The following is a 22,061-nucleotide window of genomic DNA, read 5'->3' on the forward strand; positions in this document are numbered from 1 at the left end:
AGCGGCCGGTGTCAGGCGCCAGCTGTGCCGTCCGGGCAGGTCGGTGACTGCGGCCGGTGTCAGGCGTTCGTGCGGACGTGCCCGGGGGAGCGGCTGGCGTCAGGCGCCAGCTGTGCCGTCCGGGCAGGTCGGTGACGCGGCCGGTGTCAGGCGTTCGTGCGGACGTGCCCGGGGGAGCGGCTGGCGTCAGGCCGCCAGTTGTGCCGTCCGGGCAGGTCGGTGACGCGGCCGGTGTCAGGCGTTCGTGCCGTCGTCGGAGGCGGAGTCGATCCGCGCGAGGTCGCGCAGCCAGACGTGCGCGTTGCCGTCGGACGGGGCCCGCCAGTCGCTGCGCGGCGACAGCGAACCGCCGGCCGAGACCTTCGGCCCGTTCGGCATGGCCGACCGCTTGAACTGCGCGAACGCGAAGAAGCGGCGGCAGAAGACCTCCAGCCAGTGCCGGATCTCCGCCAGGTCGTACGACCCCCGCTTCGCCTCCGGAAAACCGGGCGGCCAGGCCCCGGCGTCCGGGTCGTGCCAGGCGTGCCAGGCCAGGAAGGCGACCTTCGAGGGCCGGAAGCCGTAGCGCAGGATGTGGAAGAGGGTGAAGTCGTGCAGCGCGTACGGCCCGATCCTGGACTCGGTCGACTGCATCTCCTCACCCGGCACCAGCTCCGGGCTGATCTCCGTGTCCAGGATCGCGGCCAGGATCTCGCCGGTCTCCGCGTCGAACTGGCCGCTGCCGATGACCCAGCGGATCAGGTGCTGCATCAGCGTCTTCGGCACGCCGGAGTTGACGTTGTAGTGGCTCATCTGGTCGCCGACGCCGTACGTCGACCAGCCGAGCGCCAGTTCCGACAGGTCGCCGGTGCCGAGCACGATGCCGCCGCGCTGGTTGGCCAGCCGGAACAGGTAGTCGGTGCGCAGACCGGCCTGCACGTTCTCGAAGGTGACGTCGTAGACCGGCTCGCCGGAGGCGAACGGGTGGCCCATCTCCTGGAGCATCAGCCGTGCCGTCGGCGTGATGTCCAGCTCGGCCGCGGTGACGCCGAGCGCCCGCATCAGCCGGTGGGCGTTGTCCTTGGTGTGGTCGCTGGTGGCGAAGCCCGGCAGGGTGAAGGCCAGGATGTCGCTGCGCGGCCGGCCGGCGCGGTCCATCGCGCGGGCGGCGACGATCAGCGCGTGCGTGGAGTCCAGGCCGCCGGAGACCCCGATGACCACCTTCGGGCCGCCGATCGCCGCCAGCCGCTGCTGCAGTCCGGCGACCTGGATGTTGTAGGCCTCGTAGCAGTCCAGGGCGAGCCGGTCGGGGTCGGCGGGCACGAACGGGAAGCGCTCGACCCGGCGGCGCAGCCCCAGGTCGGCGGCGGGCGGCTCGAGTTCGAACCGCACGGTGCGGAAGTCGTCGGTGCGCGCGGCGTGGGTCCGGCGGTTGTCCCCGAACGTGCCCATCCGCTGCCGCTCCTGGCGCAGCAGGTCCAGGTCCACGTCGGCCACCGCGTACTGGTCGTCGAGCGGGAAGCGGTCGGACTCGGCGAGCAGCGCCCCGTTCTCGTAGATCATGGTCTGGCCGTCCCAGGACAGGTCGGTCGTCGACTCGCCGAGACCGGCCGCCGCGTAGACGTACGCGGCGAGACAGCGCGAGGACGCCGAGCGGCACAGCAGCTTGCGGTCCTCGGCACGGCCGACCGTGATCGGGCTGCCCGAGAGGTTGACCAGGACGGTCGCGCCGGCCAGGGCCGCCTCGGCGCTCGGCGGCACCGGCACCCACATGTCCTCGCAGACCTCGGCGTGCAGCGTGAGCCCCGGCACGTCCGTCGCCTCGAACAGCAGGTCCACGCCGAACGGCACGGTCGCCCCGCCGATCCGGATCGTCCCGCCCCGTTCGTCGTCGCCGCCGGCGATCTGCCGGCGCTCGTAGAACTCGCGGTAGTTCGGCGGGTACGACTTGGGCACGACGCCCAGGACACGGCCGCGGTGCACCAGCACCGCGCAGTTGTAGATCCGCCCGCGGTGGCGCAGCGGTGCGCCGACGACCAGGACCGGCAGCAGGTCGGCGGAGCCGGCCAGCACGTCGGCGAGCGCCACCTCGACGTCGTCGAGCAACGCGTCCTGCAGCAGCAGGTCGTCGATGGCGTAGCCGGACAGGCCCAGCTCCGGGAAGACGGCGACGGCGACGCCCTCCGCCGCGCACCGGCGCGCGTGCCGCAGCACCGTCTCGGCGTTGGCCTGCGGGTCGGCGATGACGGTGTGACCCGTGCACGCGGCGACGCGTGCGAAGCCGTGCTGATAGATCGACCAGAAGTTCAACGCGACGTCCCTCGTGACTCCACCATGGCTGCCCGCCTCCACACACCGCACGGAGACGACGAATGCCCTACCGGAAGAAGCCTAGATCCCCGGCCCGGGCGGCCCCCGGCCGGGCCGCCGGCCTCTCCGGGGCGCCGGTGTCCGTCAGGGGCCCGCCGGGCCGTGGGGCGGCCGGGGCCGGTGTACCTCCGAGCCCGTCGCGGGCCGGCGCAGCGGGACCTCATCCGGTGTGACGCGAGCCCGTCGCGGGCTGGCGCAGCGGGACCTCATCCAGTGTGACGCGAGCCCGCCACGGACTGGCGCAGCGGGACCTCATCCGGTGTGACGCGAGCCCGTCGCGGGCTGTCGCAGCGGGACCTCACCCGGCGCCACCCGGCAGTCCGGCCGGGGCGCGAACAGGGCCGCGCGAGCCGCCGACTGCCTGCCCTGCCAGTACGGGTGGAACAACACCTGCGAGGACAGCCGGACGAGTCTCCGGCGCAGCACGGTGCGCTGGTGGCCGGCGAGCTGCCGGTAGGTGGCGTGCCACTCCTCCAGCGCGTGGGCGAGATCCTCGGGAGTCCGTCGCATGACCGAATTCAATCATGTGTTCGATTTCTCGTGCGAGGGGGACTCCGGAAACGGCCAGGGGCCCGTCCGCACCGCGGATCGGGCCCCTGGCCGTTGCCGGACCGGCGGGTTCACCAGCCCCAGGGGCCGTCCTCGGCCCGTACCTCCTGGGCCGGGGCGGCGGCCACGGGGGCGTCGTGGCAGGCGAAGCCGAGCCGGGTCAGTGCCCGGCGTACTTCCTGTGCCGTGAAGTCGCGGCGGTCCTGCCTGGTGATCACCTGCCCCACCTGCTTGACCGGGTAGACGTGGCGGCCGACGGTCACGCACGTGCCGGTGGCGGGCTCGGGCGGGATGCCCTCCATCAGGTGCTCGACCTCGCTCTTGGTCAGGTCGAAGGGGAACCGGGCGATGACACAGCGCATGATGCCTCCACAGGACGCGGGGGGATTGCGAGGGGCGGGACGGCGGAGTCGAACGGGTCAGCGGGGGAGGCCGAGGACACCCAGGGCGTAGCCCTGCTCGTCCACGACCGGGGACACCTGGAGTGTCCGCAGGCGCATGGCGGCCTCGGCCTCGCCGAGTACGGCCGCGGACGGGGTGAACGGCCCCCGGTCGAGCGGGATGTCGCGCAGCCGGGTCCGGTCGGTGTACCAGGAACCGCCGCGGTGCGCGGCGAGCTGCGACCGGGTGACCAGCCCCGTGCACCGGCCGTCGTCGTCCTGCACGAGCAGATGCGGGACGCGGGCGCCGATGAGGACGGACATGGCCACGTCGACCGTCATGTGGTCGTCGACCTGCGGTCCGGGAGCGTTCATGGCGTCACGGGCGGTCAGCCCGGTGCCGGCGGTGTGGCCGGCCGGCCGGGCTCGCTGCGAAAGCGGCGTCAACGGCTTCTCTCTTCGTCGGCGGGGCGGGACGGAGGGTGAGCGGCCTCGACCGCTGCGAGTGAAGCCCGTGCCGCGGTTATCGGCTGGTCCTGCCGGAGCGGCGGCCGCGGCTGCCACCCCGTCCGCCCCGGCCCCGGCCGCCGGCCGCCGGCCGCTCGCGCCGCTCGGGAGCCGGCGCGGGGACGGTGACGGTGACGGGCACGCCGGAGGGCGTCCGGGCGCCGGTGATGCGGTTCAGCTCGGCCTCGCCCGGGCGGACCCGCGCCGAGCGCGCGGTGATCCCGGCGTCGGCCATCAGGCGGTCCACCGCGCGACGCTGGTGCGGCAGCACGAGGGTGACGACGGTGCCGGACTCGCCGGCACGGGCCGTGCGGCCGCCGCGGTGCAGGTAGTCCTTCGGGTCGGCCGGCGGGTCGACGTTGACGACCAGGTCGAGATCGTCGACGTGGATGCCGCGAGCGGCGACGTTCGTCGCGATCAGGACCGTGACGTGGCCGTCCTTGAACTGGGCGAGCGTCCGGGTGCGCTGCGGCTGGGACTTGCCGCCGTGCAGGGCCGAGGCCCGCACGCCGACGGACAGCAGGTGCTTGGCCAGCCGGTCCACGGCGTGCTTGGTGTCCAGGAACATGATCACGCGCCCGTCGCGGGCGGCGATCTCGGTGGCCGTGGCGTGCTTGTCGGCGTCGTCCACGTGCAGCAGGTGGTGCTCCATGGTGGTGACGGCTCCGGCGGACGGGTCCACCGAGTGCACGACGGGGTCATGGAGGTAACGGCGCACCAGGAGGTCGACGTTGCGGTCCAGGGTCGCCGAGAACAGCAGGCGCTGGCCGCCGGTGGCCACCTGGTCGAGCAGCGCCGTCACCTGCGGCATGAAGCCCATGTCGCCCATCTGGTCGGCCTCGTCCAGAACGGCGACGGCGACCTGGTCGAGCCGGCAGTCGCCCCGCTCGATCAGGTCCCTGAGGCGGCCGGGCGTCGCGACGACGACCTCGGCACCACCGCGCAGGGCGCTGGCCTGGCGGCCGATCGACATGCCGCCCACCACGGTGGCGATCCGCAGCCGCAGGGCGTGGGCGTACGGGGTGAGCGCGTCGGTGACCTGCTGGGCCAGTTCCCGGGTGGGTACGAGGACGAGTGCGAGCGGCTGCCGGGGCTGGGCCCGCTGTCCCTCCAGCCGGGCCAGTACGGGCAGGCCGAAGGCGAGCGTCTTGCCCGAGCCCGTGCGTCCGCGGCCCAGGACGTCCCGGCCGGCCAGGGCGTTGGGCAGCGTGGCCGCCTGGATCGGGAAGGGCACGGCCACGCCCTCGGCGGTGAGCGCGGACAGCAGCCGTTCGGGCATGTCCAGCTCGGCGAACGTCTCGACCGCGGGCAGCGGTTCGGTGAGGGTGGCCGGCAGGGCGAACTCCTGCTGACGCGTGGAGGAGGGGCGGGCCCCCCGGTTGTTCGTACGGCCGGCGGCCGGGCCGGCACTGCGGCGGCGTGTCTCCTGCGTCCGGGAGCGGCCGGAGCGGGCGGCGGAGCGCGTGTGGTTCACGGGGAACCTTCCTCGATGCGGCGCATATCGAGGAATTCCTCCCGGGCGCGCGGCAGCGCGCGAGGATTCACAAGAACTGGCCGAATGGAAATTCGAACCCTTGGGCCGTGCGGAAGCGCAGGCAAGGGAAGCATGAAAAAAGGGTGAACGGCGGACCACCGGGACGCGCGAGTCGAAGGAGGCGCGAAACGGGGTCGATCGGCGCGCAGCAGAGGAGGCGCCGAGCCGGGTGGAGCGAACAGCAAGCGGCTGGGGCCCGCACCCGAAGAGCGCGGGCCCCAGCCACATGCTGCGCGAGCCTTACGGCTCGCGATAGTTCGCGTCAGCGTCAGGCGGGAACGATGTTCTCGGCCTGCGGGCCCTTCTGGCCCTGCGTGACGTCGAAGGTAACCTTCTGGCCTTCCTGAAGCTCGCGGAAGCCGGAGGTGGCGATGTTCGAGTAGTGGGCGAACACGTCAGCGCCGCCGCCGTCCTGCTCGATGAAGCCGAAGCCCTTTTCCGCGTTGAACCACTTCACGGTGCCAGATGCCATATTGAATCTCCCTTGGGGGGCAGTGCCGAGTCCCGCACTTTACGGAATCTCGAGTCGCCGCGATGATCACCCCTCCGGAAAGATCCGGAAAGTCTGCAAGAAAACAAGTCCCTGGTAACCAAAACTGCAACTGGTATCACGCTAACACACGTCCCCGGAAAACCTCACGTGTTTCGAGGCCGTCCGGAAGTTGCTGCCGCCCCGACGCTCGTATTTCTGTACCGGCGGCGTTAGGTTTCCGCGCCGCACTCGTCCAGGTTCCGGCGCATTTCCTCGTTCAGGCGCAGGGCGTCGCGGAGCCGGTCCTCGAGGTCGACGATGCGGCACGCGGCCTCGACCGGGGTGCCCTGCCCGACGAGTTCGCGGACGCGGGCCGCGATGCGCAGCTGGCGGCGGGAGTAGCGGCGGTGGCCGCCCTCCGAGCGCAGCGGCGTCACCAGCCCGGCCTCGCCGACGGCCCGCAGGAAGGCCGGGGTGGCGCCGAGGACGGCGGCGGCCCGCCCCATGGTGTAGGCGGGGTACTCGTCGTCGTCGAGGTGGCCGGCGGCAGGGGGCTTCTCGGCGGGCATGGCGCTTTCGTTCCGGGGACGCTGCGAGGGGTGCGGGCGGTGCGGCACCCGTGCCCCGAAGGAATCGGCACAGCATCCGTCTCGTCTGGCAAGCCTAGCCCCGACAGGTGCGAAGATGTGGTGTGGGCGGAGTAGATTTTCGGCCGACGCCTGACGTCCCGAGCGGTACTCCCCGCACGCTCCGCTGCGGGAGGGCGCTGCGGGAGGGCGCTGCGGGAGGGCGCTGCGGGACGGCGCTGCGGATCGAGGGACGGGTCGTCGGCCATCCGTCGTACGGGGGGGTCGGAAGGCCGGCCTCGCGGGGCTCTCCGGGTCAGCTCCCGGAGGCTCCTGGCAGGTCGGCTCACGGGCAAGGGCTGGCGGCACCGGGCGAGCGGACGGATGATGGGGAGACCGACCGGGAAGGCGCGTGGACGCGACCGTGTCCGTTCGCTCTCGCTCTGCTGATCCATGGCTCTGATCCGGTGATCTGTATGACTACCTTCGCACTCTCCGAACGGCGGTCCCCCGGGGCCGACCTCGAGACCGCTGTCCAGGAGGCCGACCGACTGCGGGCGGAGAACGCCCAGTTGCAGCAGGCCATCTCCTCACACGCCGCCGTGGACCAGGCCATCGGCGTCCTGGTCGCGCTCGCCCGCATCAGCCCCGACGACGGCTTCTGCATCCTGCGCGAGGTGTCCCAGCACCTCAACATCAAGCTCTCCGCACTCGCGACGGAGATCATCCGCCACGCCCGCGGCGCCGGCCTCCCGCCGCGCCTCGTCGGCGAACTCCACGCCGCGCTCTCCCACCACGCCAAGGCCTGCTGAGAGACCGGGCGCCGCCCAGGTGCCTGTCCTGCGGCTTTCGTCTACGCCGCGCTCTCCCACCCGGGTGTCGAGGACAAAGCCCGCCGCATCGACTACGCGCACGCCATCCCGCCGCATCGACTACGCGCACACCATCGACTGGATGCCGGCCGACACGGTGCTCCTGGACGAGATCCTTCCGGACGAGGACGGCGGTTGCGTGCACGAGATCGCTCTCACCGGCGCGACCATCACCATCCGCTGCAAGGACCTGCAAGCCGTCCGGGGGGACGCGAGCTGAGCAGCGGTATGCCGACCAGCGAGGGGCCGGGGGAGCAGCTTGGCTCCCAGGTGGCTCCCAGCGATTCCGTCCCTCGGCGGACTGTCGGACGTGCGGCCCGGCCAGGTTGGTCATCCCTGAGCGCCGACCCAAATGGTGCCTGTGCACCGCACCCGACCACCGTCACCGGCCGCCTCGCACCGTCTCACAGGTCCGTGGCCGACAGACCGTCCATCTCCGCCTGTGCGGCCAGCGTGTCAGGGTGGTCCTCGCCGAGGACCCGTGCGCGATCGTCCCGGACCTCGCGCAGCAGCGCCATGGCGCTCTCGACGTCCCCCTGCCGCGCGACGACCCGGGCTCGCCCGAACCGGGTCCTGATCACCTCGGGGTGCAGCGGGTTGCCGTAGCGGGCCAGCCGCTCCTCCAGGAGAACGTCCAGCTCGGCGAGCGCCACGGTCGGGTCACCCAGCTCGGCCTTGAGCATGGCCATGTTGAAACGGGTGATCAGCACGGCGGGATGGCTGTCGCCGAGTGCCTTCCGCTGGTCCTCCAGCAGTTCCTCGTGCAGCGTCAGTGAAGCCGCCGGGTCGCCCAGTTCCCAGGTGTAGCGGGCGATGTTCAGTCGCGCGAGCAGGGTGTTGGGGTGGTCCTCGCCGCGGATGCGCCGCACGTCCGGCAGCAGCGCACGGAAACCGTCGAGTGCTTCCTGCCGACGCCCGGACTCGCCGAGGAACTTGTAGATGTTGAATCGGCTGAAGAGTACCTGCGCGTGGTCCTCGCCGAACACCGCGATCCTGTCCCGCAGCAGTTCCTCGTGCAGCGCCAGCGCCGTGTCGTACCGGCCCAGCATGCCGTGCCAGTAGGCGATGTAGTGGCGGCTCTCCAGCACTGCCTGGTCCGTCGGCGGGAGGACGCGGAGCTGGTCTTCGAGCAGTTCTTCGTGCAGCCGCAGACCCCGCGCCATGTCCCCGCCGCGGCCCGTCCAGTACGCGATGTCGTGCCGGTTCTTCAGTGTGCGGGGGTCGTCGGGACCGAACACGCGGATCTGGTCGGGCAGTAGGGCCTGGTGCAGCCGCACCGCCTCGGCGAAATCGCCGGTCTCGCCGGTCGCGTACGCGATTCGGTACCGGGCCTCCAGCACTCGGGCGTCGTCGTCGCCGAGCACGCGGCGCTGGTCCTCCAGGAGATGGCGATACAGTTCGCGGCTGTGGCCGTAGGCCCCGGCCTTGCCCGTCCAGTAGGCGGCCCGTTCCCGGGCGACCAGCGCCACCGGCGAGTCGGCACCGGGTCGCTCCGCCAGCCGGTCCGCCCAGGCCGCCCACCGGGCGCGGTTGACCGTCGCCTCGGCCGCCGGGCGCCGTTCCAGACACTCCAGTAGCCGGTCGTACAGGGATGGGTCACGCGCGGCCGCCTGCCACAGGTGTTCCGGCTCCGCCTGCTCGGCGTAGGCGTGCAGGGGGTCGTCGGGTGAGTGCTCGTCCATGGGGGCCATGATCTCAAGCGCCCGGCAGAGGGCCTGGTGGCCCACCACCACGTCCTCTTCCTCCTGCACGTATTCGATCAGGGAAGGGTGGTGCACGCCGAACAGTTCGGTTCCGTCCGGGTGCGGCGATTGCACCACCAGCCCCGGCACCAGGTCCAGAACCTGGTCCAACGCCTCGTCGTCCATGGGACCGCCCAGCTCGGCGGACGCCCGGACGAGCAAGGGACGGGGCAGCGTGGGGCTCGAACCGGCGGCGGCGGTCACGACCAGGACGGCATCGAGCCACCCACCACGCCCACCCGGTACCTGCGCCTTCTTGGCGAGCAGCGTCTCCCGGTACATCTCGGTGAAGGACACCCGACCTGTCCGGGCCAGCGGGCCGCTTTCGCCCAGCACCCGGGTGACCTGCCAGTTTCCATTCGCTTGCTGGAGAATCGCGTTCTGGGTCCGCCCGGCCGCGTGCTGGGCCGCCCGCAGGTACGCCCGTAGTTGCTCCTCCCCGGGCGCGGGGACCGGCGCGCGGTGCCAGTCACCGGGCAGCGGCACCCCCTCCCGGACAGTCGCCACGACGCCGAACCATGTCGGCGCCGTATCGGCCAGTGCGGTCAGCTCGCGGACGAGCTCAGGGCGGTGCGGAGCGTCGACCTGATCGATTCCGTCCACGATCACGCGCACCGGGTCGCGCTGTTCCATCTGCCCGAGCGGGCCGCCGATCTCGGCCACCGCACGCGGCAGCAGGGTCCGCTCGCCTTCCGGCACAAGGGCGTTGTACGCCTTCTTCCCGTCGGCGAATCCGGGGAGGTACTTCTTCAGCTGGTCGGACAGCAGTGACCACACCGAGCCGGCAGTCCAGCGGGTGGTGTCGAGGCGGATGAGCCCGCAGACGGCCGGGGCACGGTCCGCCTCCTCGGGCGGGAGCAGCTCCGGGCGGCACAGCGCGGAGGCGAGCGTGGTCTTCCCGGTACCCATGGTGCCGAGCACGGCGACCAACCGGTTCCGGCGGACCGCCTCGACGAACTGCCCCAGTTCCGCGGGCGGCTGGAAGTGCCGCAGCGGCGGCATGAGCACTCCTCCGTCGACCGACCCCGCCAGCACGCTCAGCTCCCGCTGGTACGCCACGTTGCGGGCGAGCCAGGTGTCGTACGGAGCCTCGGGTGCGCCCCCGCCGCCGTCGTACGAGGTGGCCTGCGGCACCTGCCGTGTCAGGCGGGCCTCCACCGCCTGCCGCACCGGCCCGGTGCGCAGGATCTGCTCGAGTCGGACGTCCCCCTGCCGGATGAGCCCGTTCAGAGCCCTCGAGAATTGCAGCCCGTACGAGACCCGGCCGTCCGAGGAGGTCAGCACCTCGATCCGCCGACCGGTCTGCATAGCCGGTCTGAACCACCTCTGCGTCGCGAAGAGCCCCGCATACCCCGATAGGCACGCGTCGATGACGACGGTCAGCTCACGGACGCCGCCGTGGCGCCGCACCAGATCGCCCAGCCCGGAGGGGAGATCGAAGGCCGTCTCGGGACCGGGCACGTCGGGGGTGGAATGGACCGGGAAGAGGAACTCGCCCTCACGGACGACGTGGCCGTGCCCGAGGAAACCCAGCACCAGGGGCGCTCCGGCGGCCGACGCTCCCTCGAACGCCTCGGCCAGAGCCGAGGTCACCTCCGTCACCGTCCGCGGGTTCATCAGCAGGCCGTCGCCAAGGGCGGCTTCGCAGTCACCGCGCAGTGGGTCCAGCAGGAGCGTCGTCAACTCCGCCGCGCAGGACTCCAGCAGCTCCAGCCGACTCGTCGGCTTCCGCTCCCGGGCGTCCCAGTGGGAGGCGATCACCAACGCTCGGCGTTCATCCGTCACGCTGGCATTATCGGCACAGCGGATCGGCCAACTGATGCTCAATCCAGAATCAGTTGGCCGCGCGGGCGCGGCCCGGCGCCAGGCGGACGGAGACAGATGGCTGACGTAGTGATGGTGCACGGCATCGGTCCCGAGGAGGAGACCGAGGAGCAGCTGCGTGACGATTGGATGTCCGCGCTGGCCAGGACTCTGAGGGACAACGGCCGTACCGAGCAGGCCGCCCGGCTGGCGGACGGTTCCGTCTCGGCGTCGATGGTGTACTACCGCCACCTGTACGCCCGCTACGTGCCGCGGGACGACTGGGACATGCCGCTGCCCGACCCGATGGCAGCGACCGGCGAGGACGTCGCCGTCGACATCATGGACAACATCCAGCAGCACGCGTCCGATCCGGCGGCCCGCGCCGAAGCAGCCCGTGCCCTGGACGAACTGCGGGCCGAGGTAGGCCCCGAGCAGGGTCCGGCCGAGCTGCTGCGCATGTTCGTCGCGGTGCTGGGGCGGCTCGGCCCGGTTGCCCGCTCCGGTTTCGCGGCGCTGAGCAGCACCGGTGTGTTCCACCTCGGACAAGTCGCGGCCTACCTGGACGACGAGACCGTCCGCGAGGACGCGATCGAGGCCGTGCTGTCCCGGGTGGCACCGGACACCAAGGTGGTTCTTGCGCACTCGCTGGGCACCGTCGTCGCCTACGAGGCCCTGCACCGGCTCGAGCAGCCGTTGCCGCTGCTGATCACCTTCGGGTCGCCGCTCGGCCTGCGCTCCATCATCCGCCGGCGGCTGCGCCCACAGCCACTGCGCTCACCAGGCCACCTCAAGCGCTGGGTGAACGTAGCCGACCGCGACGACTTCATCGTCTCCACGTTGCGGTTGCGGACCCTGTTCCCAGACGACGACGCCGTGCTGGAGCGCACCCGGTTGGTGAAGAACCGCAACACCAACCCGCACGCGGCCGTCGAGTACCTCAAGCATTGGGAGACCGTCGAGCCACTCGCACAGCTGGTGTGACCCGCGTAGGGCGGGGCGCGGCCCGTACCGGGGGCCACCAGGGCGCGGAGCTCGTCGACGTCGCCCGTCGTGCCGGCGTTTCGACCGGCACCGTGTCCAACGTCCTCAACCGCCCCGAACGCGTCACCGCCACGAGAGAGAAGGTCGAGCAGGCCATCGCGGACCTCCGGTTCGTGCGGGGCGGCGTCGTGCCGGAGCATGCCCCCGCGCAGGGGGTGCGTCGCAGGAGACGATGCTGCTGACAAGGTTCGCGGTGCGAGAAGGTACGGCCTGGCTTGCGACGTCGCCGGGCATGACCGTCCGACCCGAGCTCGTCGGCGCTCAATCGCACCGCCGACATTACCTGTACATGCCTTAAAGAGGACCCTCCCTTGACCACCCTCCCCTAGGGTCGGAATCCGCGACCGCGAACGGGGGTTCATCGATGGGCGACGGCAAGGTCCCCGGCAAGGTGCTGGACATCAAGACCGCCGACATCAAGGCGGCGGCACCGGCCTTCCACCAAGGGGCCATCGACCTGAGCAAGGCGTTGACCACTCTGATCAAAACCCTCGACGGCCTCGGGGAGCCCTGGGGGCACGACGAACAGGGTGACAAGTTCGGCAACGCCTACAAGCCGCAGCAGAAGAAGATCGAGAGCGCGGCGGGCATCCTGGTGCTCGGGCTGACGAGCATTCACGAGGCCATGGTCGACCTGTCCGACGGAACCGTGGACAACGACCAGTTGATCGCCGGCATGTTCACCAAGGTGAAGGCCGACAAGCAGAGCGACGGTGCCGGTGAGCGTTGAGGACAAGGCCCGCCACATCCTTCTGGAGCTGGGTCTGTGGTGGCCCGAGGCGGACTCCGGCAAGCTGCGGGACGCGGCGAAGGCCTGGCGTGCCTTCGCCGACTCGGTGGACGACGTCCGCGCTCCCGTGCATCGCAGCGCGTCCTCGATCATCCACAACAACACCGGTGAGTCGATCCAGGCGTTCGAGAAGTTCTGGGGCCGTTACGCCAAGGACCAGGACGGCGGCTGGCTGAGCGATCTGGTGAAGTCCTCGCGGGAGATGGCCAAGGCGCTGGAGAAGTTCGCCGATGCCATCGACGACGCGATCAACAAGCTGTGGACGCAGATCGGGATCGACGCGGCGGTGATCGCGGGCGGAGTGGCACTGGCCTTCTTCACCGCCGGCCTGGCCTCCGGTGCCGCGGTCGCGGCGGCGGACGCGATCATCGAGTTCGGTGCCACGATGGGCGTCGCGGTGACCACGACGGTCGCCGAGATCGCCGCGGGCACCCTCGTCGCCGCCGCTTTCGGTGGCGTGGAGTCGGTCACCGTCGACCTGGCCGTGGCCCAGCCGCTGAAGATGGCGACCGGCCTTCAGCACGGCTTCAGCCTGGACGAGGTCAACCAGGCTGCCAAGGACGGCATGATCTTCGGCGGCGCGTTCGGAGCGGGCGGCGGCCTGCTGAAGGCGAGCATGGAAGGCGGCCTCACCGACACCACCCCGCTGCTGCTGCGGCCGCCCTCCCTCCGCCCCGATCTGGTGGACCTGGGCCCGGCGGCCCGCAACGCCGAACGCACCCCCTGTGTGGGCGAGCCGATCGACGTGGCGACCGGCGCGATGCTGATGACGCAGACCGACCTGGCGCTGCCCGGAAGCCTGCCGCTGGAGTTCACGCGCACCCATCTGTCGTCGTACCGGGGCGGCGTCTGCTTCGGCCCCACCTGGATATCCACCCTCGACGAGTGCCTCCAGATCGACGGTGAGGGCGTCGTCTTCGCCGCGGCCGACGGCATGCGCCTGGTCTACCCGGTACCGCAGCCGGGCGTCCCCGCGATGCCGGTGAAGGGCCCGCGCTGGCCGCTGGAGTGGGACGGCAAACCGGACGGCGCGATGACGGTCACCGACCCCGCGACCGGCGTGACGCGCACCTTCGCCGCCCCCGTCCCCTCGCCCTCCTTCGGAGTCTTCCACCTGGCCCTGGACTCCTGGTCCGACCGCAACGGCAACCGCATCGACGTCGAACGCGACGACGACGGTGTCCCGTTCGGCATCCGCCACTCCGGCGGCTACTACGTCGCCGTCGACACCCAGGGCCCCCGCATCACGGCCCTGCGTCTCCTGGACGAGCCACCATCGCGTTACCGCCCGGGCACCGCGCCCGACGAGGGCACGGTCGTCATGCGCTACGGCTACGACACCGCCGGCAACCTCACCGAGGTCGTCAACTCCAGCGACAAGCCCCTGCGCTTCACCTACGACACCGAAGGCCGCGTCACCCGCTGGACCGACCGCAACGGCACCTGGTTCGCCTACGTCTACGACGACCGCGGCCGGGTCGTCCGCACCGAGGGCGTCGACGGCATTCTCTCCGGCACCCTGACGTACGACGACACGGAACGCACCACGACGTACACCGACTCCCAGGGCCACACCTCGGTCCACCGGTACAACGCCGAGGGCCTGGTGGTGGAGGAGACGGACCAGCTCGGACACGTCACCCGCACGGAGTGGGCCGAGTACGGCGACAAGCCGCTCGCCGTGACCGATCCGCTGGGCCACACCACCCGGTACACCTACGACGACACCGGCAACCTCACCGGCGTAGCCCTCCCCGACGGCACCCAGGCCCAGGCGCAGTACAACGCGCTCGGCCTGCCGACCGAGGTGGTCGAGCCGGGCGGTGCGGTCTGGCGGCACACGTACGACGAGCGGGGCAACCGGCTGACGACGGTCGATCCGCTGGGCGCCGAGACACGGTACGCGTACGACGAGGCGGGCCGCCCGACGGGGATCACCGACGCCCTCGGGCACACCCGCAGGGTGGACTGCGACGACGCCGGCCTGCCCCTCGCCCTGACGGACGCGCTGGGCCACACGACGACGGTCCGCCGCGACTCGTTCGGCCGGGTGATCGAGGTGACCGACCCGCTGGGCCACGTCACCCGCCTGGGCTGGACCCCGGACGGCAGGCTGTCCCGGCGTGAACTGGCCGACGGGGCACGCGAGTCCTGGACCTGGGACGCCGAGGGCAACCTGCTCGGTCACACGGATCCCGCCGGGAACACGACCCACCATACGGTGGGCCACTTCGGCGTGGCGGCCACCCGCACGGATCCGGACGGGGCGCAGTACGCGTTTGCCTACGACACCGAGCTTCGTCTGACCGGGGTCACCAACCCGCAGGGCCTGACCTGGTCATACACCTACGACGGCGCGGGCCGAGTGATCGCGGAGACGGACTACAACGGCCGTACCCTCACCTACACGCGTGATGCCGCCGGCCGCCAGGCCGCACGCACCAACGGCGCGGGACAGACGCTGCACTTCGTGCGGGACCCGTTCGGCCGGGTCGTGGAACAGCACGCTGACCCCGGCGACGTCACGACCTTCGCGTACGGCCCCGACGGCAACCTGTGCCGTGCCGCCAACGCGGATGCCGAAGTCGTACTGGAGCGGGACTCGCTCGGCCGAGTGCTGGCGGAGACCGTGAACGGCCGGACGACCACCCATGTCCACGATGCCGTCGGTCGCCGTACCCGACGGGTGACACCTTCCGGTCTGGTCTCCGAGTGGACGTACGACCCGGCAGGACGCCCGCTCACCCTGCGATCGTCCTCAGGCGCGCTGGACTTCACACATGATGCCGCCGGCCGCGAGACACAGCGCGACCTCGGCGGGGAAGCGAGTCTGACCCAGACGTGGACCGCGACCGGGCTGCTGACCGCGCAGACCCTGACCGCCCTCGGTCCGGACCGTCTCCTCCAGCACCGGACGTACGCGCACCGAGCAGACGGCTACGTCACCGAGATCCGGGAGCTGACGTCGGGCACCCGCCGCTTCGACCTGGACGGTGTGGGCCGAGTCACCCGGACGCGTGCCCACGGCTGGAGCGAGAACTACGCGTACGACATGGCGGGAAACGTGGTGGACGCGGTGTCGCCCGCCCATGAGGCAGTCGGTGAGCGCCGGTTCGACGGCACGCTCGTCCGCTCGGCCGGGCGCACCTTCTATGCACACGACGCCGAAGGTCGCCTCGTGCGCAGGACCCGGAAACTTTTGAACGGCCAGACCCGTACCTGGACCTACACATGGAACGCGGAGGACCGCCTCACGGAGGTGACCGACCCGGAGGGAACCCGATGGCGTTACGCGTACGACCCGCTCGGCCGACGCGTCTCCAAGCACCGGGTGGCCGACGACGGCTCCGTGGCCGACCGTACGGACTTCGTCTGGGACGACATGTGCTTGACCGAGCAGACCGCGCCGGACGGTTGGGTCACCAGCTGGGACCACGCGCCGCACAGCCACCGCCCGGTCGCCCAGACGAGCCGGAAGTCCACCGCGACAGCCGCCAACACGTCGGTCTTGGCGCAGCTGGCGGAAGAGTCGGATCCCGAGCACTGCGCTCGTTTCCACACCGTCGTCACCGACTCCGTCGGTACGCCCACGGAACTGGTCTCCGCGACCGGCGAGCTTGTCTGGCAGCGCCGTACCGGCCTGTGGGGCACTCGATGCCCGGGTCCGGAGGATGACGCGTCTCCCTCCGACTGCCCGCTGAGGTTCCCCGGCCAGTACGCCGATCCCGAGACCGGCCTGTACTACAACGTGCATCGGTACTACGACCCCGAGACGGCGCGGTACATCAGCGCGGATCCGTTGGGCCTCCTCCCCGCCCCTAACCCGCACGCCTACGTGCCGAATCCGCTGGGCTGGAGCGATGCCCTCGGCCTCGCCGGGAAGAAGGGGCCGAAGGGACCGTACGGGAACCCCCTCGACTTCGGTCAGGGGTACTCCGGGCGAGTGGACATCTGGGGTGAGGGCTCGAAGGGAACGGACTTCGAGATCCACGTGTACGACAAGGCCAACCGCGAGGTGGGGACGTTCCGCAGCGACGGCTGGTTCAACAAGCACAGCCTCAAGGCCGAGGAAGTCGAGGTTCCGCCCGCTGTGGAGAATGCCATCAAGGGGCGAGCCATCGACACAATGCGCAGAATCGGGCGTATCGGAGCCAAGGGAACCGAGGACATCTCCGGCGACAAATGGCGTCGCCCTCCCCTCTCACAGGAAGGTTGTCCATGAAATTCGTCAAGGCGGACTGGGATCCCGAGGTGCCCGGGTTCCGTCTGGATGCGCACGCCTACCTGGCCGAGCTGCCGCGTCTGCGCGCGGACCTGCCCCCCGGCGCCCGATCTTTCGCCACCGACCCCGGGCACTACGACATCGCGGGGGCCATCCGCTGTGTGAAGGATCTGGAACTCGCCGGGATTCACCTGGCCACCGACAAGAGCGGCGGGCTGGTCCTGGACTTCGCGCCCAACAAGTTCAAGCACGACTCGGGCCTGCGCATCAGCTACTCGGGCGTGTCGCACTTCTCCATCGACTATGAACACTCCATCGACTGGATGAGCGTCGACACCGTGCTCCTCGACGAGATCCTTCCCGACGAGGACGGCGGTTGCCTGCACGAGATCGCGCTCACCGACGCGACCATCACCGTCCACTGCAAGGACCTGCAAGCCGTCTGGGGGGACGCGAGCTGATCGGCGGTACCGGGGCCTAGGACGCGGCAGGCAACAGACGGTGGCTTCCTGACCGACGGGTCACCCCGGCCAGGAAGCCACCGCAATCCACACCGAACCGGAAGGCCCTCACCCGTTCCAGATCCCGCAGCCGAGACCTGAATCGGCGCGTGAGTCGGCATTCCACCGCGTGAACCGGAGGCCGTCGCCACATCGGGAGGACCGCCATGCAGGGTGACCGGCTCTGACGACCACACCCGAAATGATCACCGGGGGTTGAATGGCAGGGTCGGTCAGCCGCTGCCCGGACTGTCCGCAGATCCGAGTCAGTTGTCGTTGAGGAAAGTGTGGTCGGACTGGTACGCGCACGCAGGACGCGCACGCGTGGCGGCGAGGCACGGCAGTCGCTCGCCAGCGGTGGTGAGCGGCTTTGATGAGGTTCACGATGGAGGAAGCGGCGGATTGAAAGCCGAAGATGTCGCAGTGCCGACCGGTCGCCCCCGGGAGTGGCCCGCCGCTTTCCTCGCACGGCTCCTCCCGCGCTGAGCGCTGGACCGCCGCAGTGCCATGACGGCACTTGTCGCCAGAGCCGGCCCGTCCGGAGGCGTGCAGCGGAGCGGGCCAACGTGAGAAGGAAGATCGTGATGCCAACCGATTCCGAGCTCCTCAAGACCGACGACAAGCAGCTTGAGGAGCTGTTTCGCAGGATTCCGGCGGGTGAGATCCCCAAAGGCCCGATGGAGGGACTAGCGATCTTGCCGGGGGCGGGGCGTTCCGGGGCACGGGTGCTCGCCGGCCTGGTACATCTGTTCTGGTGGCGGGGCAAGGTCTTCAGCCCCGACGGTTACCTCAGCAACCGCCTCTCCCCACTGGACGTGCTGTCCATCGTCGCCATGGTCGGGCCGGGCCCCAGCCGTCTGGACGACCGAGAGTGCATCGTCATCGACTACTCCCACACGTCACTGGTGTTCGGGAGCGTGCGCGATGAGCTGCGCCAGGTCGACCCGCACCTGTACCTGGGTCTGATCTGGTTGGGCAACCGAAGGATCGGATGGTTCACGCTGCGCGATCCGAACAGCGGAAACGGCTAGAACCGGTCGTGCGGAACCGTGGCGTTCCGCTCACGACCGTGACGCGGCCGCTGTCGTGAGCGGTCTTCCGGGAAGTCGTGACTTCCGGTCGACGGGTCGGCCCCCCGATGAGCGCACGTTCTGCGACGAGCCGGCACGACGAAAGGCTCCCATCGTGCATCCCCGTACCGTTCATCCCCGTAGATCAGCACCAGGCTTTCGTCGCGGCGTCGGGAAGGCCAGGCCTCGCCGGCACCTTTCGGGCACCGCTCTGGCCGCATCGGCCACCATGGCACTGGCCCTGACAGCGCTCCCCGCGACCCCACCGCACGGGACGCCGGCCCCGTTGCGGGGCACGGCCACCAGCGCCGGCAAACCGCTGGCCCACGCCGACGTAACGCTCTTCGCCGGAGACCGGCAAGGCACTCGTGTGCTGGGGCACGCCACCACCGACACCCATGGAAGGTTCCAGATCCGGTCCGGCCGGCGCACGGGCTCGGTGCTGTACGTCGAAGCCGCACCCTCCGGCCACCAGTCGTTGCGTCTGCGCTCCGTCGTGGGAGTCGGCCCCGGCGGCGGAGTGCCGCAGCGCTCCGAATCCGCTGTCACGATCAACGAATTCACCACCGTCGCCGCCACCTACGCACTGGCCCAGTTCACCGGCCCGCGCGGCATCACCGGGCCGAGCCCCGGCTTGGAGAACGCCGCGGCCACGTCCTACAACCTCGCCGACCCGGCCTCGGGAAGGCCCGGCAAGGTCGTCACAGACCAGAACAACGGCACCAAGAACGACACCCTGGCCACCCTTGGCACCCTGGCCAACCTCGTCTCTCTCTGCGCGCCGGGAGCGGACACCGGGCGCTGCAAAGACATGCTGCGCCTGGCGACGCCGCGGCACGGAACCGCTCCTGGTGACACGGAGCAAGCCGTGCTCGATCTCGCCCGCGCCCCGAGACTGGCCACCGGCAAGCTGTACGCCCTGGCCGGACGAGCACACACCTACACTCCCGCGCTCAACAGGGCACCGGAGGCCTGGGTCCTGGCCCTGCACTACACGGCCCCCGACGTCTACGCCCCCGGCCGCATGGCCATCGACGCCAAGGGCAACGTCTGGGCCTCCAACAACTGGTTGCCCGGAACGCGAAAGCCCAGCCCCTACGTCACGGTGCAGGATCCGGTGGGCAACCCGACCCTCAACAGCCCCATCAGCGGCGGCGGCATGAAGGCGGGCGCCTGGGGCATCGCCATCGATCACCAGGGCTCCGTGTGGGTGCCCAGCTACGGCGGCGACGCCATGTCGAAGTACTCGTCGTCCGGAAAGCCCCTGTCGCCCAGCTCGGGATTCAAGAACGGCGGCCTGAACCACCCCCAGGGCACCGCCGTCGACCAGAAGGGCAACGTCTGGATCGCCAACTTCTACGGCCTGAAAGGCAACCCCGGCCAGGGAAACGTGATCGTGTACCCCCACGGGGACCCCTCGAAAGCGATCACCATCACGGGCGGCGGTCTCGACCACCCGTTCTCCCTCCAGATCGACGGCTACGGCCGGGCGTGGGTCACCAACGCCCGCCTCAACGGGGCGAAACGCCTCGACACACGCGTACCCAAGGGCCACGTGGGCGGAAGCGTCACCGTGATCGGTCCCGACTTCAAACCGACCTCGTTCTCCCCCATCAAGGACAAATCACTCGACTGGCCCCTGGGACTCGCCGTCGACTCCAAGAACAACGTCTGGGTGCCCAGCTTCGTCAGCAACTCGGTCACCGAAATCGGGCCGAGCGGCAAGATCACAGGCGTACACAAACTTCCCACGACCATCGCTCCCTGGTCCGTGGCCATCGACGGGTCCGACCGCATATGGATCGCCGGCTTCGGCGCCCCCTCCGTCTCCGTCCTGTGCGGCGTGAACACCGGCGCCTGTCCGCCCGGCTCCTCCACCGGCTCCCTGCTGTCACCGCCCCACGGCTACCGCAGCAAGTCCATCCAGCACCTCACCGCCATCCAACTCGACCAGTCCGGCAACGTCTGGCTGGCCAACAACTGGTCCAAACTCCTGCCGCCCACCGGCGGCATCGGCCTGGTCGAACTCATCGGGGTCGGAACACCCGTCTGCACACCCCTGACCCCGGTACCCACACGCCCGGCGACGACCGGCTCAACCGCCTGCCCCACCCAGACCAGCACACAACCGAGATGACAACGGCCCAGGTGATCCTGCCGTCGAGCGACATGGGCCGGCGGAGCGATTCCGGGCTGGAGTCCCAAGGACCGAGTCGAGGCTGTGGTCGCCCTCCACTCGCGCGGGCGGCCCTTCGTCCCAGAGGTCGTCTGCGCGGCCTCCGCGTGATCCGCCCGCACGATGCCCGGCACGGCACCGCGCCTCTCCTCACGGCGACCGGGGTGGCGCCTCGCGCCGTCAGGAGGCGCCGCGGTCGTCAGTGACCGACCCCGTTGAGGTCAGAAGCGGATGGCGGAACCGAGCTGGTCCGACGTGCACAGCGGGGTGCCCGTGGCGAGGGCCGCGGCGGGGTCGGCGCCGCCGGTGGTGCCGTCGCTCCTGCCCCTCTCGCCGGGCTCGCGGGTCTCCTTCATCGTGAGAAAGGCGGGCCTGAAGCCGGAGTGGACGCTGCGGGAGCTCCGGCACAGCTTTGTGTCGCTGCTCTCCGAGATTTCTCCATGGCAGCACAACAAGGCCGCGTGGTGGGTTGGCTGCGTCAGCCACCCGCGCGCCAAGCCGCGTCGCGGACCGTGGGCGGTCAGGGCGAGAGCCACGCAGTACGAGCTGTCTGGGCTTGTTCTCTACTGGTCCGGGGACGTCCGTCGACCAGTTCGCGTCGCAGGTCAGACGAAGTGCCGGATGTCCACGGACAAGGGCGTACCGCACCCGATCGAGCAGCAATCGAGACTATGAGACTGAGGTCTATCTCAGCACCCGAGGTCTGCTTACCCCTCAGTCGGACCCTGCCACATCCCTCGCCAGCCCCCGCCACCGGGCGAGGGCGTGCCGGGTGGCGAGGGTGTCGGGGTGGTCCGGGCCCAGCACCCGGATGTAGTCGGGCAGCAGAGCGGCGAACTCGTCGACCGCACCCCGCGCATCCCCCGCCTTCCCCCGCCACCGGGCGAGAGCGTGCCGGGTGGCGAGGGTGTTGGCGTGGTCCGGGCCCAGCACCCGAGTCCGGTCGGTCAGCAGCGCGGCGAGCTCGTCCACCGCGCCCCGCGCATCCCCCGCCTCCCCCCGCCACCGGGCAAGGTTGTGCCGGGCGGCGAGGGTGTTGGCCTGGTCCGGGCCCAGCACCCGGATGTAGTCGGGCAGCAGCTCGGCGAACTCGTCGACCGCGCCCTGCGCATCCCCCGCCTTCCCCCGCCACCGGGCAAGGTTGTGCCGGGCGGTAAGGGTGTCGGGGTGGTCCGGGCCCAGCACCCGGATCCGGTCGGTCAGCAGCTCGGCGAACTCGTCGACCGCGCCCTGCGCATCCCCCGCCTTCCCCCGCCACCAGGCAAGGTTGTACCGGGCGGTAAGGGTGTCGGGGTGGTCCGGGCCCAGCACCCGGATCCGGTCGGTCAGCAGCTCGGCGAACTCGTCGACCGCACCCCGCGCATCCCCCGCCTCCCCCCGCCACCAGGCGAGGTTGTACCGGGCGGTAAGGGTGTCGGGGTGGTCCGGGCCCAGCACCCGGATCCGGTCGGTCAGCAGCTCGGCGAACTCGTCGACCGCACCCCG

General features: G+C 70.7%; 18 protein-coding genes and 2 pseudogenes. 10 read left to right on the forward strand and 10 right to left on the reverse strand.

Annotated features, from left to right (window positions below; genetic code table 11):
* Nucleotides 1–234 precede the first annotated feature (234 nt).
* The 7 genes from ABVB68_RS21040 to ABVB68_RS21070 all read right to left on the reverse strand — a co-directional run bounded on the left by ABVB68_RS21040 (nt 235) and on the right by ABVB68_RS21070 (nt 6,360).
* Nucleotides 235–2,289, reverse strand: a complete 2,055-nt coding sequence (locus tag ABVB68_RS21040) for an NAD(+) synthase (RefSeq protein ID WP_353602633.1) — start codon at nt 2,287–2,289, stop codon at nt 235–237.
* 312 nt (nt 2,290–2,601) lie between these two features.
* Complete coding sequence (locus tag ABVB68_RS21045; protein WP_353602634.1) at nt 2,602–2,859, reverse strand: DUF8825 domain-containing protein; 258 nt, start codon at nt 2,857–2,859, stop codon at nt 2,602–2,604.
* Between the two features lie 110 nt (nt 2,860–2,969).
* Nucleotides 2,970–3,260, reverse strand: coding sequence for an SCO5918 family protein (locus tag ABVB68_RS21050; RefSeq protein WP_353602635.1), 291 nt, complete (start codon nt 3,258–3,260; stop codon nt 2,970–2,972).
* Between the two features lie 57 nt (nt 3,261–3,317).
* Nucleotides 3,318–3,653, reverse strand: coding sequence for a CBS domain-containing protein (locus ABVB68_RS21055; protein ID WP_353602636.1), 336 nt, complete (start codon nt 3,651–3,653; stop codon nt 3,318–3,320).
* Between the two features lie 148 nt (nt 3,654–3,801).
* Entirely contained in the window at nt 3,802–5,259 is a 1,458-nt protein-coding gene (locus ABVB68_RS21060) for a DEAD/DEAH box helicase (RefSeq protein ID WP_353602637.1), read from the reverse strand.
* Nucleotides 5,260–5,587: 328 nt separating this feature from the next.
* Complete coding sequence (locus ABVB68_RS21065) at nt 5,588–5,791, reverse strand: cold-shock protein (protein WP_007383480.1); 204 nt, start codon at nt 5,789–5,791, stop codon at nt 5,588–5,590.
* 230 nt (nt 5,792–6,021) lie between these two features.
* Nucleotides 6,022–6,360 carry a MerR family transcriptional regulator gene (locus ABVB68_RS21070; protein WP_353602638.1) on the reverse strand — a complete coding sequence of 113 codons (339 nt, stop codon included), beginning with the start codon at nt 6,358–6,360 and terminating at the stop codon, nt 6,022–6,024.
* Between the two features lie 473 nt (nt 6,361–6,833).
* Between ABVB68_RS21070 and ABVB68_RS21075 the strand changes: the two genes are divergently transcribed.
* Both ABVB68_RS21075 and ABVB68_RS21080 read left to right on the forward strand, forming a co-directional pair.
* Entirely contained in the window at nt 6,834–7,169 is a 336-nt protein-coding gene (locus tag ABVB68_RS21075; protein ID WP_353602639.1) for an ANTAR domain-containing protein, read from the forward strand.
* A gap of 142 nt (nt 7,170–7,311) precedes the next feature.
* Entirely contained in the window at nt 7,312–7,449 is a 138-nt protein-coding gene (locus ABVB68_RS21080; protein WP_353602640.1) for a hypothetical protein, read from the forward strand.
* A 184-nt stretch (nt 7,450–7,633) separates the two neighbouring features.
* On the opposite strand, the gene ABVB68_RS21085 is transcribed toward ABVB68_RS21080, so the two are convergent.
* Complete coding sequence (locus ABVB68_RS21085) at nt 7,634–10,756, reverse strand: tetratricopeptide repeat protein (RefSeq protein WP_353602641.1); 3,123 nt, start codon at nt 10,754–10,756, stop codon at nt 7,634–7,636.
* Nucleotides 10,757–10,852: 96 nt separating this feature from the next.
* Between ABVB68_RS21085 and ABVB68_RS21090 the strand changes: the two genes are divergently transcribed.
* The 8 genes and pseudogenes from ABVB68_RS21090 to ABVB68_RS21125 form a co-directional block, all read left to right on the forward strand.
* A complete protein-coding gene (locus ABVB68_RS21090) occupies nt 10,853–11,758 on the forward strand; it encodes a hypothetical protein (protein ID WP_353602642.1) in 906 nt (301 codons plus the stop codon).
* A gap of 8 nt (nt 11,759–11,766) precedes the next feature.
* Nucleotides 11,767–11,961, forward strand: a pseudogene (locus ABVB68_RS21095) (LacI family DNA-binding transcriptional regulator); the annotation flags it as partial.
* A 221-nt stretch (nt 11,962–12,182) separates the two neighbouring features.
* A complete protein-coding gene (locus ABVB68_RS21100; protein ID WP_353602643.1) occupies nt 12,183–12,548 on the forward strand; it encodes a hypothetical protein in 366 nt (121 codons plus the stop codon).
* Nucleotides 12,538–16,830: a DUF6531 domain-containing protein gene (locus tag ABVB68_RS21105; RefSeq protein ID WP_353602644.1), complete on the forward strand. Its 4,293-nt coding sequence runs from the start codon at nt 12,538–12,540 to the stop codon at nt 16,828–16,830. Before ABVB68_RS21100 ends, ABVB68_RS21105 begins: the two co-directional genes overlap by 11 nt.
* On the forward strand, nt 16,827–17,291 hold the full coding sequence (locus ABVB68_RS21110) for a hypothetical protein (protein ID WP_353602645.1): 465 nt from the start codon (nt 16,827–16,829) through the stop codon (nt 17,289–17,291). The genes ABVB68_RS21105 and ABVB68_RS21110 overlap by 4 nt, the downstream gene beginning before the upstream one ends.
* Before the next feature lie 605 nt (nt 17,292–17,896).
* Nucleotides 17,897–18,361 carry a hypothetical protein gene (locus tag ABVB68_RS21115; RefSeq protein ID WP_353602646.1) on the forward strand — a complete coding sequence of 155 codons (465 nt, stop codon included), beginning with the start codon at nt 17,897–17,899 and terminating at the stop codon, nt 18,359–18,361.
* Nucleotides 18,362–18,629: 268 nt separating this feature from the next.
* A complete protein-coding gene (locus tag ABVB68_RS21120; RefSeq protein ID WP_353602647.1) occupies nt 18,630–20,537 on the forward strand; it encodes a Vgb family protein in 1,908 nt (635 codons plus the stop codon).
* A gap of 137 nt (nt 20,538–20,674) precedes the next feature.
* Nucleotides 20,675–20,758, forward strand: a pseudogene (locus ABVB68_RS21125) (tyrosine-type recombinase/integrase); the annotation flags it as partial.
* A 39-nt stretch (nt 20,759–20,797) separates the two neighbouring features.
* On the opposite strand, the gene ABVB68_RS21130 reads toward ABVB68_RS21125, so the two are convergent.
* Nucleotides 20,798–20,932, reverse strand: a complete 135-nt coding sequence (locus ABVB68_RS21130; RefSeq protein WP_353602648.1) for a hypothetical protein — start codon at nt 20,930–20,932, stop codon at nt 20,798–20,800.
* A 358-nt stretch (nt 20,933–21,290) separates the two neighbouring features.
* On the reverse strand, nt 21,291–22,061 hold a 771-nt coding region (locus ABVB68_RS21135; RefSeq protein ID WP_353602649.1), incomplete at its 5' end, for a tetratricopeptide repeat protein.

Origin of the sequence: Streptomyces sp. NPDC096012, from assembly GCF_040426375.1 — a bacterium.
Taxonomy (GTDB): domain Bacteria; phylum Actinomycetota; class Actinomycetes; order Streptomycetales; family Streptomycetaceae; genus Streptomyces.

Coding starts and splice junctions, on each gene's coding strand:
- ABVB68_RS21045 (WP_353602634.1), bottom strand. CDS start 2,859: ATGCGACGGACTCCCGAGGATCTCGCCCACGCGCTGGAGGAGTGGCAC.
- ABVB68_RS21050 (WP_353602635.1), bottom strand. CDS start 3,260: ATGCGCTGTGTCATCGCCCGGTTCCCCTTCGACCTGACCAAGAGCGAG.
- ABVB68_RS21055 (WP_353602636.1), bottom strand. CDS start 3,653: ATGAACGCTCCCGGACCGCAGGTCGACGACCACATGACGGTCGACGTG.
- ABVB68_RS21065 (WP_007383480.1), bottom strand. CDS start 5,791: ATGGCATCTGGCACCGTGAAGTGGTTCAACGCGGAAAAGGGCTTCGGC.
- ABVB68_RS21070 (WP_353602638.1), bottom strand. CDS start 6,360: ATGCCCGCCGAGAAGCCCCCTGCCGCCGGCCACCTCGACGACGACGAG.
- ABVB68_RS21075 (WP_353602639.1), top strand. CDS start 6,834: ATGACTACCTTCGCACTCTCCGAACGGCGGTCCCCCGGGGCCGACCTC.
- ABVB68_RS21080 (WP_353602640.1), top strand. CDS start 7,312: ATGCCGGCCGACACGGTGCTCCTGGACGAGATCCTTCCGGACGAGGAC.
- ABVB68_RS21090 (WP_353602642.1), top strand. CDS start 10,853: ATGGCTGACGTAGTGATGGTGCACGGCATCGGTCCCGAGGAGGAGACC.
- ABVB68_RS21100 (WP_353602643.1), top strand. CDS start 12,183: ATGGGCGACGGCAAGGTCCCCGGCAAGGTGCTGGACATCAAGACCGCC.
- ABVB68_RS21110 (WP_353602645.1), top strand. CDS start 16,827: ATGAAATTCGTCAAGGCGGACTGGGATCCCGAGGTGCCCGGGTTCCGT.
- ABVB68_RS21120 (WP_353602647.1), top strand. CDS start 18,630: ATGGCACTGGCCCTGACAGCGCTCCCCGCGACCCCACCGCACGGGACG.
- ABVB68_RS21130 (WP_353602648.1), bottom strand. CDS start 20,932: ATGAAGGAGACCCGCGAGCCCGGCGAGAGGGGCAGGAGCGACGGCACC.